A 16,948-nucleotide genomic window follows, 5' to 3' on the forward strand; every position below is an offset into this window, starting at 1 on the left:
CGAGAGGAAAAGTGACTGAAGGATAGCATGAGTTAATCGGACGCAGCAGCATCTGCATCCGATTTTCAACGCATTACGGCATGAATAAATAGATATTTTGACCTTTACGCAAAATACTCAGCGCGATCAGGTCGGGTTTGCTTTCGAGGATTTTGCGGAATGCCGCCAGATTCTCGAGAGGCTCACGGTTTACGCCGATAATGACATCGTCTTTCTCAAGGCCGATCTGATCCGCTGGCGTGCCTTTTTTCACGTCATCGACATGAACGCCTTTGGTGTTCTTATCGGCCGGGTCACTCAACGTGACGCCCTGAAGTGCCGGATTGAGTTTCTCAATGCTGACTTCCACCGCCGGGCTTTTATCCAGCGTGACGCTGACGGTCATTGGTTTGCCGTCGCGCAATAAACCGATTTGCATAGTGACGCCTGGCCCCGCGGTCCCGACTTTCGCCCGCAATTCAGCGAAACTGCTCAGGGTTTTGCCTTGCAGCGTCACCAGAACGTCACCGGATTTAATGCCCGCTTTCGCCGCAGCCGAATCAGGCAGAACTTCGTTGACGAAAGCCCCGCGCTGGCTGTCCAGCTTAAATGCCTGAGCCAGTTCTGGTGTCATTTCGCTGCCACGAATCCCCAGCAGACCGCGCCTCACTTCGCCGAATTCGATCAACTGATGACTAAGATTTTTGGCCATGTTAACCGGAATGGCAAAACCGATACCGACGCTGCCGCCCTGCGAGGAAATAATGGCGGTGTTGATACCAATCAGTTCACCTTTCAGGTCAAGCAATGCGCCGCCGGAGTTACCGCGGTTAATCGAAGCATCTGTCTGGATAAAGTTTTCCAGCCCTTCAAGATTCAGGCCGCTGCGACCCAGCGCCGAAACAATGCCGGATGTGACGGTCTGGCCGAGGCCAAACGGGTTACCCACGGCAATCGCAAAATCGCCGACGCGAAGGTTATCGGAATCGGCCATCGTAATTTGGGTCAGATTTTTGGCATCAATCAGCTGGATCACGGCAATATCCGACTGATCGTCTTTGCCGATAAGTTTGGCTTTGTATTCGCGACCATCGTTAAGCTGAACGCTGATTTTATCGGCGTTATTCACCACATGGTTGTTGGTAAGCACGTAGCCTTTTGCCGCATCAATAATGACGCCAGAACCCAGCCCTTCGAAAGGCTGCGGCCCGGTATTCGGCTCAGGATCTTGCTGACCGAAGAAGAATTTATATTCCGGAGGAACGTCCGCACTTGGCGGCTGCGTGCCGGAAACCTGAACGCCAACCACAGCGGGCAGCACTTTTTCAAGCACCGGAGCCAGGCTGGGCAGGGGCTGTCCCTGAACTTCCGTAGGTAAAGCAGCACTCGCCATAGGCGCAGAAGCGAAAGTTAATCCAAGGCTAACAGCTAACACACTGAGCAAAAATGACTTTTTCTTCATCACGATAACTCTCTCGCTTTCTGTAATGGACGTCAGTTAGGAACAATAGAACAGTGATTCACAGCACGGGAAGGATCAGGTCAGAAGAACGGCACATGCATGAAACATGCGCCGTTATAAGCACCGGTGCCGTGGATCGCACCGGTTAATGACGTCTGTTATTTACGAACCGGACGCTCGCCGCGCAGCAGACCTGATGCGCCGTCAGAATAATCGCGTGGCATCTGAACCGGAACCTGATCGTTATCGGCTTCAGACCCTGTCAGACGGTAGTTGAACGGATTATCCTGCTCAGGCATATCCGGCAGAAGGTTGTTAGAACTTTTTGCCATATGCTGATAAAGCTGACGGTAATCAGTCGCCATGTTATCAAGCAACTCGGCGCTGCGGGCAAAGTGGCCCACCAGTTCCTGACGATACTCATCGAGTTCTGCCTTGCTTTTCTCCAGCTCGTTTTTCATGACTTGTTGATCACGTAATTTACGATTACCAAAGCGCATCGCCACCGCACCAATCGCGATACCGACCACTAATCCAATGAGTGCATACTCCCAGGTCATAATGACTCCTATTTTGACTTCGTTGTCCCGCAGGGCTTTTTCACGTAACTTTTATGACTTAACTTTTTTTGACAATGGTTTTAACGTAATTGTCACACGAATTCGTCATGCAATAGCTCCACTATAACCGTTAACCTTGTCAGAGTGGAATCCTGCCGGGAAAATCACTGCCACCTGTCGTTTTTTTCATACACAGACAGCAGGGAAATGCGGCGAACCCACGGCAAAAAAGCAGCTAAACAACGTGAAAAACGTAAATTTTTTTTCTCAGGGACGTTAACTACGATGCAACCCAAATCACCCCTTACCCTTTATCAGAGTGCAGTTGATGCCGGTGAGTTCCAGCCGGATGCCGTTCAGAAGCAGGCCGTAGCGCAGCTGGATGTTATTTATCAGGCGCTTTCTGCTCTGCCAGCGTCGGCGCCTGCCACGGCAGCACGCGGTGGCTTGCTGGGGCGTTTGTTCGGCAAAGCGCCGGTAAAAACAGCCCAACGCCCGGTTCAGGGCCTTTATATGTGGGGCGGTGTCGGGCGCGGTAAAACCTGGCTGATGGATTTGTTTTTCCACAGTCTGCCCGGCGAACGCAAACTGCGCCTGCACTTCCACCGCTTTATGCTGCGTGTGCATGAAGAACTGACGCAGCTTCAGGGGCAGGAAGATCCGCTGGAAGTGATCGCGGATAAATTCAAAGCCGAAACTGATGTCCTGTGTTTCGATGAGTTTTTTGTCTCGGATATTACCGACGCGATGCTGCTGGCGACGCTGTTGCAGGCCTTATTTGCACGCGGTATCACGCTGATTGCGACGTCTAACATTCCGCCTGATCAGCTGTACCGAAACGGGTTGCAGCGCGCGCGTTTCCTGCCCGCCATCGATCTGATTAAAGAATACTGTGACGTGCTGAATGTGGATGCGGGCATTGATTATCGTTTGCGCACATTAACGCAGGCGAATTTGTGGCTGTCTCCGGCGGGCCCGGAAGCGACGGTGGCGATGCAAAGCATGCTGGGGAAACTGACCGGCAACCACAACGGAGATTCTGGTGCTGAACCGGTCATGCTGGAAGTGAATCACCGGCCGTTGCAGGCGCTCGCGGCGGTAGACGGCGTTTTGGCGGTAGAATTTCATACCTTGTGTGAAGAGGCGCGCAGCCAGCTTGACTATATTGCGCTGTCGAAAATCTATCACAGCGTATTGCTGCATAACGTTCCGGTGATGGCCGCTGACAGCGAGAATGCGGCGCGGCGTTTTCTGGCGCTGGTTGATGAGTTCTATGAACGTCATGTGAAACTGGTGATTTCAGCGGCGGTGCCGATGTTTGAGATTTATCAGGGCGAACGGCTGAAGTTTGAATACCAGCGCTGTTTGTCACGCCTTCAGGAGATGCAAAGCGAGGAATATCTCAAACGTCCGCATCTGCCCTGATTATGGATTGGTTATTATTTGCCCGATTTGTGATATAAAAGCGTCTGCCGGTTATGCAAAGTGAACCCTCCGGGCGACGTGAGGGAAATCTTTCTTTTTGTCGAAAAAGGGTTCGATCTTTGCAGAGGACTTCTCTATAATCTTGCGACCCCACGTTACTACAAAGTTTTTTTCCCGAAACTTTATAAGTGCCAGCATTGGCTATTCGAAGGGGTAGGTTTGCTGGACGATGGTCGTGTGAACCTCAAATACTTATTTTATAAACAAGTAAGCGTTCGGGTGTTCGCCAACGTGTAACTTTAATTGGGTAAGCTTTTAATGAAAACTTTTACAGCTAAACCGGAAACCGTACAACGTGACTGGTTCGTAGTTGACGCTACCGGCAAGACCTTAGGTCGCCTGGCCACTGAACTGGCCCGCCGTCTGCGTGGCAAACATAAAGCGGAATACACTCCGCACGTTGATACTGGTGATTACATCATCGTTCTGAACGCAGAAAAAGTTGCTGTAACCGGCAACAAGCGTAACGACAAGATTTATTACCATCACACCGGCCACATCGGTGGTATCAAGCAAGCGACCTTTGAAGAGATGATCGCTCGCCGTCCTGAACGCGTGATCGAGCTCGCGGTTAAAGGCATGTTGCCAAAGGGCCCGTTGGGTCGTGCAATGTACCGTAAAATGAAAGTTTACGCGGGTAACGAGCACACTCATGCGGCGCAACAACCGCAAGTTCTTGACATTTAATTCGGGATTATAGGCAATGGCTGAAAATCAATACTACGGCACTGGTCGCCGCAAAAGCTCCGCCGCTCGTGTTTTCATCAAACCGGGTAGTGGTAACATCGTAATTAACCAGCGTAGCCTGGAACAGTACTTTGGTCGTGAAACTGCCCGCATGGTAGTTCGTCAACCACTGGAACTGGTCGACATGGTTGAGAAATTCGACCTGTACATCACCGTTAAAGGTGGTGGTATCTCCGGTCAAGCTGGTGCTATCCGTCACGGTATCACCCGTGCACTGATGGAATATGACGAAAATCTGCGTGGCGAACTGCGTAAAGCAGGCTTCGTAACTCGCGATGCTCGTCAGGTTGAACGTAAGAAAGTCGGTCTGCGTAAAGCACGTCGTCGTCCTCAGTTCTCCAAACGTTAATTTTCTGCTGCTTATGCAGCTCAGTGCTTCGGCACGAAAATCAGCGTCAAAAACCCGGTGTTTCACCGGGTTTTTTTATGCCCACTATTCCGATTTTTCGGAAGAAAAGATCTCCTGACACACAATTCACCATGAAATCGTCTCAGCGTCCCCCACAGCGTGCGTAAAATCTGGTAAACTATCACACACTTTTGTGCCTGTTCGCCGAGCAGTTGACGTTGCCGCGCTTCCTGGCTGGGTTCGCCTTGCCAATGGTTGTCTATGAAACTACGGGACAAAAACTGCAGGCTGGCGATAACTCGCTGTAATATTCTAGATAAACTTGGAGGTTTTCATGGCTGTCGCTGCCAACAAACGTTCGGTAATGACGCTGTTTTCCGGCCCGACCGACATTTTTAGCCATCAAGTACGTATCGTACTGGCGGAAAAAGGTGTCAGTGTCGAGATCGAGCAGGTTGAGATGGATCACCTGCCGCAGGATCTTATTGACCTCAACCCTTATCGCACCGTGCCAACGCTGGTCGATCGTGAGCTGACGCTGTTCGAATCCCGCATCATCATGGAATATCTTGATGAGCGTTTCCCGCATCCACCACTGATGCCGGTTTATCCGGTTGCCCGTGGCGAGAGCCGTCTGATGATGCACCGTATCGAAAACGACTGGTATTCTCTGATGCGTCAAATCGAGCAAGGTTCTGCGACCGAAGCGGATGCTGCGCGTAAACAACTTCGCGAAGAGTTGCTGGCGATTGCGCCAATCTTCTCCTATATGCCTTACTTCAAAAGCGAAGAGTTCAGCCTGGTCGATTGCTACCTGGCTCCGTTGCTGTGGCGTTTGCCAGAACTGGGCATCGAGCTGTCAGGTGCCGGTTCTAAAGAGCTGAAAGGTTATATGACTCGCGTCTTTGAGCGTGATGCATTCCTGGCTTCCCTGACCGAACCCGAGCGCGAAATGCGTTTGCATACCCGAGGTTAAGGTATGGAGATGACCGACATGTCTCCGCGTCGCCCTTATCTGTTGCGGGCCTTTTATGACTGGTTGCTCGACAACCAGTTAACCCCGCATCTGGTGGTTGACGTGACGATGCCTGGCGTGATGGTGCCGATGGAGTTTGCGCGTGACGGACAAATTGTTCTGAACGTTGCGCCGCGCGCTGTCGGCAATCTCGAACTGGGCAACGACGATGTACGCTTCAATGCACGTTTTGGTGGCGTACCGCGTAACGTTTTTGTACCGATAGCCGCCGTTCTGGCAATTTATGCCCGTGAGAACGGAGCCGGTACCATGTTCGAGCCTGAACCTGCTTATGAAGCCGAAGGCGCCTTTGCTGGCGATCTGAGTGTGGAAGAGCCGACAGAGCCGACCATGTCAGTCATTGACGGCGATTTGCCAGATGTGGCTGAAGAAGATCCGGATGATGAGCCGCCGGCTCCGCCACGTGGTGGTCGCCCGGCCCTACGCGTTGTGAAATAACACCGCGCTTCTGATGTCGTCCAGCCAAAACCCTGCGTTGTTACGCGGGGTTTTTTATTGCCTGAATTCGGCGACGGGTATCACCGTATCCCATAAAAAAGGCCGCTTTCGCGGCCTTCGTGAAGGGCAAAATGAAATTACACTTCGAGGTAGTTCATGATGCCTTCTGCGGCCTTGCGGCCTTCAGCGATCGCCGTTACCACCAGATCAGAACCGCGAACGGCATCGCCACCGGCGAAGATTTTCGGGTTGCTGGTCTGGAAAGCGTTGTCGCTGCCTTCCGGAGCCACAATGCGTCCGGATGAATCGAGTTCTACGTCGTGCGACGCCAGCCATTCCATTTTGTGAGGGCGGAAACCAAACGCCATCACCACGGCATCGGCTTCCATCACATGCTCTGAACCGGCCACGATTTCCGCACGGCGGCGGCCAGCAGCATCTGGCGCACCGAGTTCAGTACGAGCCATCCGCACACCACACACACGGCCAGAATCGTTCAGTTCAATGCTCAGCGGTTGCAGGTTGAATTTGAAATCAACGCCTTCTTCGCGCGCATTCTTCACTTCGCGACGTGAACCCGGCATATTCTCTTCATCACGACGGTACGCACAAGTGACGTGCGTTGCGCCCTGACGGATTGAAGTACGTACACAGTCCATCGCGGTGTCACCACCGCCCAGCACCACGACGCGTTTCTTATCCATCGTGACGTAAGGCTCTTCCTGACTGTCGTCGTAGCCCATCAGCTGTTTGGTGTTAGCGATGAGGAAAGGCAGGGCGTCGTAAACACCCGGTGCATCTTCATTCTGCAGGCCACCGCGCATGGACTGATAAGTCCCAACGCCGAGGAAGACAGAATCATATTCTGCCAGCAAGGCTTCCATCGTGATGTCCTTGCCGACTTCCGTATTGAGCTGGAACTCAATACCCATCTCGGTGAAGATTTCACGACGCTTGGTCATCACTGATTTTTCCAGCTTGAAGGCTGGAATACCGAATGTCAGCAAACCGCCGATTTCCGGATGACGATCGTAAACCACCGCTTTCACGCCGTTACGGGTCAGCACATCAGCACAGGCCAGACCTGCCGGACCTGCACCGATAATCGCCACACGTTTGCCGGTTGGCTGCACGTGAGACATATCCGGACGCCAGCCCATTTCGATCGCTTTATCGTTAATGTAGCGTTCGATGTTACCGATAGTCACCGCGCCGAATTCATCATTCAGGGTGCAGGAACCTTCGCACAGTCGGTCCTGCGGGCAGACACGCCCGCAAACTTCCGGCAGGCTGTTGGTCTGGTGCGCGAGGTCGGCGGCTTCCATGATGCGACCTTCGTTCGCCAGCTTCAGCCAGTTTGGAATGTAGTTATGTACCGGACATTTCCATTCACAGTAAGGGTTACCACAAGACAGGCAGCGGTCTGCCTGCGATGCGGCCTGAGTTGCTGAGAACGGCTCGTAAATTTCCACAAACTCAATTTTACGGATCTTCAGCGCTTTTTTCGGCGGATCAACACGCTGTAAGTCGACAAATTGATAAACGTTTTGACTCATCTTAACCTCTTACTGCGCTTGTACCCGCAGCTCAGCTGCGGAACGACTACGGTGACCCAACAATGCTTTGACATCACTGGACTTCGGTTTTACCAGGGCAAATTTAGGCGCCCATTCCGGCCAGTTCGCCAAAATCTCTTCACCACGGGTCGATGCGGTCAACTGGACGTGTTCGATGATCAAACCGCGCAGATGCTCTTCATGGATAGCCAGATCGGCCACTTCCAGGACTTCAACCAGTTCCGGGTTAACGCGTTTGCGGAATTCGCCGTCTTCATCAAGAACGTAAGCGAAGCCACCGGTCATGCCAGCCCCGAAGTTGACGCCGGTACGGCCCAGCACACATACAATGCCGCCGGTCATATATTCACAACCGTTATCGCCAATGCCTTCGACTACGGTGATAGCACCGGAGTTACGCACGGCGAAACGCTCGCCTGCACGGCCAGCCGCGAACATCTTGCCGCCGGTTGCGCCGTAAAGGCAGGTGTTACCGATGATGCTGGCTTCATGGCTGCGGAACGCTGAACCGATTGGCGGACGAATAGCAATACGGCCACCGGCCATGCCTTTGCCCACGTAGTCGTTCGCGTCGCCGGTCAGCATTAAATCGACGCCGCCCGCGTTCCAGACGCCGAAGCTCTGACCTGCGGTGCCGTTGAAGTTAATACGCACCGGATCTGCCGCCATACCCTGATCGCCATGCTTTTCAGCAATCGCACCGGACAATGTGGCACCAACTGAACGGTCAGTGTTGCGGATATCGAAATAGAACGCTTTGCTCTGCTTAGAATCGATATGTGGCGCAGCCTGTTCCAGAATGTCTTTGTTCAGCTGGCCTTTGTCGAACGCCGGGTTGCCTTCGGTGCAGTACACCGCTTTGCCTTCGTGCGGCGTCGCTGTTGCCAGCATCGCGGACAGATCCAGATTGTTTTGTTTTGCTGTGAAGCCATCGAGTTCGGTGAGCAGATCGGTACGACCAATCAGATCCACCAACTGGCTGACACCCAGTTCTGCCATGATTTCACGGGTTTCCTGCGTGATGAACCTGAAGTAGTTCGTCACACGCTCTGGCAGGCCGTGATAATGGTTACGACGCAGTTTGTCATCCTGAGTTGCCACACCCGTTGCGCAGTTATTCAGGTGGCAAATACGTAGGTATTTACAACCCAGCGCCACCATCGGGCCGGTACCGAAACCGAAGCTTTCAGCGCCAAGGATTGCCGCTTTGATGATGTCCAGACCGGTTTTCAGGCCGCCATCCACTTGTAAACGAATCTTGTGACGCAGGCCGTTAGCCACTAACGCCTGTTGTGTTTCCACCAGACCCAGTTCCCACGGACAGCCCGCGTATTTGACCGAAGACAGCGGGCTTGCGCCGGTGCCGCCGTCGTAACCTGCGATGGTGATCAGGTCTGCATATGCTTTTGCCACGCCGACCGCGATGGTGCCCACGCCCGGTTCTGAAACCAGTTTTACCGAAATCATTGCTTTCGGGTTGACCTGTTTCAGGTCGAAGATCAGCTGTGCCAGATCTTCGATGGAATAAATATCGTGGTGCGGCGGTGGAGAAATCAGGGTCACGCCCGGCACGGAATAACGCAGCTTCGCGATGTACGGCGTCACTTTATCACCCGGCAACTGGCCGCCTTCGCCTGGTTTTGCACCCTGCGCCACTTTGATCTGAATAACGTCTGCATTGACCAGATACGCTGGCGTAACACCGAAACGACCTGACGCGACCTGCTTGATGCGTGACACTTTATTGGTGCCGTAACGCGCAGGATCTTCGCCGCCTTCGCCGGAGTTAGAACGTCCGCCGATGCTGTTCATCGCTTCGGCCAGAGACTCATGCGCTTCAGGGCTTAACGCACCGATAGACATTGCCGCGGTATCGAAGCGGGTAAACAGACCTTCGGCCGGTTCTACCTGATCAACCGGAATCGGCTGGCCTTTCGGCGTGACTTTCAGTAAGTCGCGCAAGGTTGCTACCGGACGTTCGTTGACCAGTTTTGCATAGACTTTATAGTCGTCGTAATCGCCGCTGTTCACTGCGGTTTGCAGCGTGGTGACGACGTCAGGGTTGTATGCGTGATATTCGCCGCCGTGGACAAATTTCAGCAGACCGCCCTGATCCAATGTTTTGCGTTTCAGCCAGGCGCGTTTGGACAGGTTCAGCAGATCCTGTTCAAAGTCGCTGTAACCGGCACCGCCGATACGGCTGACCACGCCGTTGAAGCAGGTGTTGCACAAATCTTTCGCCAGGCCGACGGCTTCAAACAGTTTCGAACAACGGTAAGAGGCGACGGTGGAAATGCCCATTTTGGACATGATTTTGTACAGACCTTTGTTGATGCCGTTACGGTAGTTCAGCATCACTTCACGGTATTTTTTCTCGATGACCTGCGAATCCACCAGCTTGGCCAGCGTTTCGTAGGCCAGATATGGATAAACCGCGGTCGCACCGAAGCCGATCAGCACAGCAAAGTGGTGCGGGTCGCGTGCGCTGGCGGTTTCAACAATGATGTTGGCGTCGCAGCGCAGGCTTTTTTCCACCAGACGCAACTGCAATGCGCCGACGGCCATTGGCGCAGGCAGCGGCAAGCGGTTTGGTGCGATGTTGCGGTCAGACAGCACCAGCAGAACCGCGCCGTTACGCACTTTCTGTTCGCCTTCGTCACAGAGTTTCTGAACGAACTGCTCCATATTCTGCTCGGTCGGATCGTAAGTCAGATCCAACGTTTCCGCGCGATAGTGTTTGCTGTCGAGCGTGGTGAGCTGTTTGAAATCAGACCACAGCAGGATTGGCGATTTGAAGCTCAGACGGTGCGCCTGACCTTCTGCTTCGCAAAATACATTCATCTCGCGGCCAATGCTGGTCGCCAGAGACATCACGTGCGCTTCACGCAGCGGGTCGATTGGCGGGTTGGTCACCTGCGCAAACTGCTGGCGGAAGTAGTCATACACGATGCGCGGACGGCTGGAGAGCACGGCAAATGGCGTATCGTCGCCCATTGAACCGACGGCTTCCTGACCGTTCTCACCCAACACGCGGATGATCTGATCGAGTTCTTCGCTGCTGTAGCCAAACTGTTTCTGGAAGGTTTCCAGCGTGCTGTCATCGAGTTCGCGGCTGCCGACCTGATCTTCCGGCAGGTCTTCGAACGGCACCAGGCGCTGAACGTTTTTCTCCATCCATTGCTTATAAGGATGGCGGCCTTTCAGGTCGTTATCGGTTTCAGCTGAGTGGTGGATCTTGCCGCTGCGGGTGTCGATCACCATCAGCTCGCCTGGTCCGACGCGGCCTTTTTCGACCACTTCGTCCGGCTGGTAATCCCAGATCCCTACCTCAGAGGCACAGGTGATGAGCTTATCTTTGGTGATGACATAACGCGCCGGACGCAGACCGTTACGATCGAGGTTACAGGCGGCATAACGACCGTCTGACATCACGATACCGGCCGGACCGTCCCACGGCTCCATATGCATGGAGTTGAAGTCGAAGAATGCGCGTAAATCGTCATCCATATCCGGGTTTTGCTGCCAGGCTGGCGGAACCAGCAAACGCATGGCGCGCAGCAAATCCATGCCGCCTGCCAGGAACAGTTCCAGCATGTTATCGAGCGAGCTGGAGTCCGAGCCGGTTTCATTCACGAACGGTGAGGCATCTTGCAGATCGGGGATCAGCGGCGTTTTGAATTTATACGCACGGGCGCGGGCCCACTGGCGGTTTCCGGTGATGGTGTTGATTTCGCCGTTGTGCGCCAGATAGCGGAAAGGCTGAGCCAGTTGCCAGCGCGGTACGGTGTTGGTCGAGAAACGCTGGTGGAACAGGCAAATTGCTGATTCCAGGCGCAGGTCGGCCAGATCTAAGTAGAAGCGTGGCAGATCCGCAGGCATACACAGGCCTTTGTAGATCGTGACCACGTTGGAGAAACTGCACACATAGAAGTCTTTATCCTGAATGCGTTTCTCAATACGGCGGCGCGCCATATACAGACGGCGTTCCATGTCACGCGGACGCCAGCCGGCGGGCGCGTTAACAAAAATTTGTTCGATGCGGGGCAGGGAGGAAAGCGCGATTTCACCGAGTACGTCCGGGTTAGTCGGAACGTCACGCCAGCCCACCACGGACAGCGTCTCGTTTTGCAACTCTTCTTCAACAATGCGACGGCTCGCCTCAGCTTCTTTTTCATCTTTGCTGAGGAACAGCATGCCGACGGCATAGTTTTTCGCCAGGCGCCAGCCGCGCTCTTCGGCAATCATGCGGAAGAAGCGGTCAGGTTTTTGTAAATGCAGGCCGCAACCGTCGCCGGTCTTGCCGTCAGCAAGGATCGCGCCACGGTGTTGCATACGGGCCAGTGCGTGGATCGCGGTACGCACGACCTTATGGCTAGGTTCGCCTTCTATATGGGCGATCAGGCCGAAACCACAGTTGTCCCTCTCTTGGGATTTATCGTACAACATAACGTGAACCTCCCCAGGCTCTGCGAGACTCTCACACCAACCGCGAGCGGACTTATTCACAGAGCGGACCCGCAATTTCGCGCACTCTTGCGGTGCGTTAATTGCCCGGGCATCTCCGTCAAAGGCCTCTCGTGATGGTTCTCACAAGTGGTGGTTGACTTGTTTTAATGAGGGAGTCTTCAATTACTGCATAAATATGACGAGTTGCTCACCCGTCGAGATTGCTTCCAGCGGACTCCCAACTTAGCGAGAAAGCACAAGGAGGTCAAATGGCGAATTAACTTATATTAAAAGTGATATAAAGACATTTAATTATTTGAAATATATATGATTTATGGTGTTTTTAATGGCGTAATGTCGGTGGGGTAATGCGTGCAAAGTGTGAGCTGACTCACTATGGGAAAAGCTTCATATCTCCGAACCGTGCTGGCAGGTCCGTAATTCCCAGTATTTTATACTGGAAAACACTGCGGGCATGCGGTTTGTCACTGTTTTTAACCTGACAGTAATAATGTACTAATCGGCTCTTCGTAATAAGAATTATTTATACTGGCGTGAATGATTTTATTTGCAGTAATAATGAATAGTTATGCCTGCGCGGAGTGCGCCGACTGAGAATGAATTCGGAGAGAATAAGGAAAAGATGTTTGCTGCGCGGCAGTTGGCAAAGCCTGTGACGAAATTAAGCCGGCCGATATTAATAATATCACGGCGTAAATTAGTCAATAACTCTGCCCTTATTTCCTGCATTGCACCATGGCAAGCCCCCGCAAGGTGCATCTCACAAACTTCACGCTCAATCTTGCCTGCAGACTCACCACGGCGAGGTTTTGCGGTATGATTCAGGCGACTTCGTTTTAAGGGAACCGTTATGAAGCAAATCCGGGTTTTAGCGCAGTATTATGTCGATCTGATGGTCAAGCTGGGGCTGGTGAGATTCTCTCTGCTGCTGGCGTCTGCGCTGGTGGTGCTGGCGATGATTGTCCAGATGGCGGTGACCATGCTCCTGCGCGGGCAGGTTGAAAGTATCGACGTCGTTCGCTCCATCTTCTTTGGTTTGCTGATTACGCCCTGGGCGGTGTATTTCCTGTCGGTGGTCGTTGAGCAGCTTGAGGAATCACGCCAGCGTTTAGCGCGTCTGGTGGATAAGCTCGAAGAAATGCGCCACCGCGATCTCGAACTGAACCAGCAGCTTAAGGACAACATTACGCAGCTGAATCAGGAAATCGCCGACCGCGTGAAAGCCGAAGAGGCGCGTCTGGCAGTGGTGGACAAGCTGAAGCTTGAAATGCATCACCGCGAACAGGCGCAAATCGAACTGAGCCAGCAATCGGCGCTGTTACGCTCATTCCTCGATGCTTCCCCTGACCTGGTTTACTACCGCAATGAAGATAAGGAATTTTCGGGCTGTAACCGTGCGATGGAATTGCTGACCGGCAAAAGCGAAAAACAGCTGATTGGCCTCACGCCGAATGATGTGTATACCCCGGACATTGCCGAAAAAGTGGTGGAAACCGATGAGAAAGTCTTCCGCCACAACGTTTCCCTGACTTACGAACAATGGCTGGTCTATCCGGACGGGCGTAAAGCCTGCTTCGAGCTGCGCAAAGTGCCGTTCTACGATCGCATTGGCAAACGGCATGGGCTGATGGGCTTTGGCCGCGATATAACCGAGCGTAAGCGTTATCAGGACGCGTTAGAGAACGCCAGCAGGGAAAAGACCACTTTCATCTCTACGATCAGCCACGAGCTGCGTACGCCGCTTAACGGCATCGTCGGGTTGAGCCGCATTCTGCTGGACACCGAACTCGACAAAGAACAGCACAGTTATCTGAAAACTATTCACGTCAGCGCAATCACGCTCGGGAATATCTTCAACGACATTATCGAAATGGACAAAATCGAGCGCCGCAAAGTGCAGCTCGACAATCAGCCGGTGGATTTCACCGAGTTCCTGTCCGATCTCGAAAACCTCTCCGGCCTTCTGGCACAACCGAAAGGTCTGAAATTCGTCATGGATCCGGATTTACCGCTGCCGCGCAGTATTACGACGGACGGCACGCGTTTACGCCAGATCCTGTGGAACCTGATTGGTAACGCCGTCAAATTCACCCGCGAAGGGGAGATTGTGCTGAGCGTCCATTACGAAGCCAACGACATGCTGCGTTTCGTTGTCCGCGATTCCGGCATGGGCATCCCGCAGGACGAGCAGGACAAAATTTTCGCCATGTACTATCAGGTGAAAGATCAGAACGGCGGCAAACCGGCGACAGGAACCGGTATCGGGCTGGCCGTTTCAAAACGTCTGGCGCAAACCATGGGCGGCGATATCACCGTCAGCAGCGAACCGGGCAACGGTTCCTGCTTCACGCTGACAGTGCGCGCGCCAACGCTCGATGCGCCGGTCGCCGAAGTGGATGAAGAAGAGGATATGCCGCTGCCCGCGCTGCACGTGCTGCTGGTGGAAGATATCGAGCTGAACGTGATTGTGGCGCGTTCGGTGCTGGAGAAACTCGGGAACAGCGTGGAAGTGGCGATGAACGGTCACGACGCGCTGGAGATGTTCGATCCGGACGAATTTGACCTCGTCCTGCTCGATATCCAGCTGCCGGACATGACCGGGCTGGATATCGCCCGCAAACTGCGTACCGATTACGCAGGCAAGCATCTGCCGCCGCTGATTGCGCTGACCGCCAACGTTCTCAAAGATAAGAAAGAGTATCTCGATGCCGGAATGGACGATGTGCTGAGTAAGCCGCTGTCTGTCTCTGCGCTAACCGGCATGATCCAGCAGTTCTGGGATCACCAGCCTGAAGTTTCAGTAATGGAAAAGGAAACTGTCGAAATGAAAAACAGCGAAACGTTGCTTGATACCGCCATGCTTGAACAGTACATCGATTTGGTCGGGCCGAAACTGATTTATCAGAGCGCAGATATGTTCGAAAAGATGATGCCGGGCTATCTCGCGGTGCTGGATTCCAACATGACCGCGCGCGACCAAAAAGGGATTGCGGAAGAAGGCCACAAAATCAAAGGAGCGGCGGGTTCCGTAGGGCTTAAGCACCTGCAACAACTGGCGCAACAAATTCAGACGCCGACGTTGCCTGCGTGGTGGGATAACGTTCAGGAATGGATTGATGAGCTGAAAGCAGAATGGCGTCATGACATACAGGTGTTACGTGACTGGACGGCAAACGCTGAAAAAAAATAACCCCAGCCGAAGCCGGGGTGCGCGAATACTGCGCCAACACCAGGGAAAGAGGTAACCCACGATAGTTATAAGGGTTCGGTTTTCGCAGGTCTTGGAATTCAGTCTTAAAGTCTAATACATCCTGTAGCAATCAACATAACAAATATAAGCAGGACTGTTACAACATTCATTAAAAACTGTGATGTAGATTAGTCTTTGTCTATACAAAACATCAAGTCTTTATCGCAGGATTTTTGACAGAATACAAATGAAGCCTGTTGATGTTGTACCGGTGTCATGCAATTTTGCTTATGGAAGTGAACAATGTCATGCCATTTTGCTGCTTGTTTCGCCGTTAATTTAACCTGAAAATCGGCGTTGGAATGGCTGGATTCACTGACAAGTACTTGTTATTCATCATTTATGCGATTATTGCGTTGTCTTCAGTATTTTGATTTCGACCCATTTTTAAAAATTGTGATGAGTGAAAAAATTTCACTTAGGATGATCAGGTTTTTATCGGGTTAAGTCGCCAGTCTGCAGGCAGTTTTCTGCCATTTTTTACTGTGCGATTTGACTTAGTCAGCGCCACGGTAAACCGGGAAATGGTGAAAATTCGTTCACTTTTGGTATTTTCATTTATTAGAATTGTTAATGTTTATTTATTGAGTTTATTCACAAGTAATTTACATGCTGTCTTTAAATACCCGATGAATGAAAAACTGGAAATGCCGACGACTATGACGGAACCCCTTGATGCCAGTGATCAAAACGCAATTTTGAAATGGAGTTTTTAAGGATGAGTTATGCTTTTTCGCACAATTGTTAGCAGGATTGTGGAGCATTTCGCTAGCCCGCATTATCGGGTCTCCGTTGGGATTGATTAGATGGTCAGATGTGTTGTGGAAACCGCAGAATGAAGAAATTTGCTGGAAAGGGCATTTGGGGAAAACCGGTATTATGGCTGAAACGTGCCGTAATACTGCTGTTTGGCTTATGGGTTGCGGGCATCGTACTTTTTGCTTTTTTACCCGTTCCTTTTTCTGCCGTGATGGTCGAACGTCAGGTTTCCGCCTGGCTCACCGGTGATTTCGGGTATGTGGCGCATTCCGACTGGGTGCCTATGAGCGAAATTTCTGCGCCAATGGCGCTGGCGGTAATGGCTGCGGAAGATCAAAAATTCCCCGAGCATTGGGGCTTTGATGTGGATGCCATCCAGTCAGTTCTGGATAAAGACGGCGGAAAAATGCGCGGAGCATCTACGCTTTCCCAGCAGACGGCTAAAAATCTCTTTCTGTGGGATGGCCGCAGTTGGGTGAGAAAAGGGCTGGAAGCGGGTCTGACCGTGGGGATTGAAACGGTCTGGACGAAACGCCGGATCCTGACGGTTTACCTGAACATTGTTGAGTTTGGCGACGGTGTGTTTGGCGTCGAGCAGGCCTCACAGCATTTCTTCCATAAACCCGCCAGCCGCCTGACGGCTTCGCAGGCCGCATTGCTGGCCGCCGTATTGCCGAATCCTCACCTGTTTAAAGTCAACGCACCGTCGGCCTACGTGCTGCGTCGTCAGCAGTGGATCCTGAGGCAAATGAGCCAGCTCGGTGGGGAATCTTTCCTGCAAGAGCATAAACTGCATTAATTCATGCGGTTTCAGGGCGTAAAAAAGGACAGCCTGAGCT

Annotated in this window: 11 protein-coding genes; 7 read left to right on the plus strand and 4 right to left on the minus strand. The window is 52.6% G+C overall.

Going from position 1 to position 16,948, the window contains the following annotated elements:
• Positions 1-73: 73 nt before the first annotated feature.
• Positions 74-1,441, minus strand: a complete 1,368-nt coding sequence (gene degQ, locus J1782_RS26030; protein WP_152327464.1) for a serine endoprotease DegQ — start codon at positions 1,439-1,441, stop codon at positions 74-76.
• A gap of 158 nt (positions 1,442-1,599) precedes the next feature.
• The gene (gene zapG, locus J1782_RS26035; RefSeq protein WP_013577242.1) at positions 1,600-2,001 is read right to left on the minus strand and encodes a Z-ring associated protein ZapG; all 402 of its coding nucleotides are present in this window, start codon (positions 1,999-2,001) and stop codon (positions 1,600-1,602) included.
• Between the two features lie 285 nt (positions 2,002-2,286).
• Between zapG and zapE the strand changes: the two genes are divergently transcribed.
• From zapE to sspB, 5 genes are all read left to right on the plus strand, one after another.
• Positions 2,287-3,426 (plus strand): cell division protein ZapE, encoded by a 1,140-nt coding sequence (gene zapE / locus J1782_RS26040; RefSeq protein ID WP_165061357.1) that lies wholly within the window; start codon positions 2,287-2,289, stop codon positions 3,424-3,426.
• A 318-nt stretch (positions 3,427-3,744) separates the two neighbouring features.
• Positions 3,745-4,173, plus strand: coding sequence for a 50S ribosomal protein L13 (rplM, locus tag J1782_RS26045; protein ID WP_013577239.1), 429 nt, complete (start codon positions 3,745-3,747; stop codon positions 4,171-4,173).
• Positions 4,174-4,189: 16 nt separating this feature from the next.
• On the plus strand, positions 4,190-4,582 hold the full coding sequence (gene rpsI, locus J1782_RS26050) for a 30S ribosomal protein S9 (protein ID WP_013577238.1): 393 nt from the start codon (positions 4,190-4,192) through the stop codon (positions 4,580-4,582).
• Positions 4,583-4,916: 334 nt separating this feature from the next.
• Positions 4,917-5,558, plus strand: coding sequence for a stringent starvation protein SspA (gene sspA / locus J1782_RS26055; RefSeq protein ID WP_104924272.1), 642 nt, complete (start codon positions 4,917-4,919; stop codon positions 5,556-5,558).
• A gap of 3 nt (positions 5,559-5,561) precedes the next feature.
• Positions 5,562-6,056, plus strand: coding sequence for a ClpXP protease specificity-enhancing factor (gene sspB / locus J1782_RS26060; protein ID WP_152327323.1), 495 nt, complete (start codon positions 5,562-5,564; stop codon positions 6,054-6,056).
• A 137-nt stretch (positions 6,057-6,193) separates the two neighbouring features.
• On the opposite strand, the gene J1782_RS26065 is transcribed toward sspB, so the two are convergent.
• Positions 6,194-7,612: a glutamate synthase small subunit gene (locus tag J1782_RS26065; RefSeq protein WP_217154247.1), complete on the minus strand. Its 1,419-nt coding sequence runs from the start codon at positions 7,610-7,612 to the stop codon at positions 6,194-6,196.
• A 9-nt stretch (positions 7,613-7,621) separates the two neighbouring features.
• The gene (gene gltB, locus J1782_RS26070) at positions 7,622-12,079 is read right to left on the minus strand and encodes a glutamate synthase large subunit (protein ID WP_152327321.1); all 4,458 of its coding nucleotides are present in this window, start codon (positions 12,077-12,079) and stop codon (positions 7,622-7,624) included.
• Between the two features lie 871 nt (positions 12,080-12,950).
• Between gltB and arcB the strand changes: the two genes are divergently transcribed.
• Together arcB and mtgA are read left to right on the plus strand one after the other, a co-directional pair.
• A complete protein-coding gene (arcB, locus tag J1782_RS26075) occupies positions 12,951-15,290 on the plus strand; it encodes an aerobic respiration two-component sensor histidine kinase ArcB (RefSeq protein WP_217154248.1) in 2,340 nt (779 codons plus the stop codon).
• A gap of 895 nt (positions 15,291-16,185) precedes the next feature.
• Complete coding sequence (gene mtgA, locus J1782_RS26080; protein ID WP_152327319.1) at positions 16,186-16,908, plus strand: monofunctional biosynthetic peptidoglycan transglycosylase; 723 nt, start codon at positions 16,186-16,188, stop codon at positions 16,906-16,908.
• Positions 16,909-16,948: the final 40 nt, after the last annotated feature.

Origin of the sequence: Rahnella sp. BCC 1045 (genome assembly GCF_019049615.1) — a bacterium.
Lineage (GTDB): Bacteria > Pseudomonadota > Gammaproteobacteria > Enterobacterales > Enterobacteriaceae > Rahnella > Rahnella contaminans.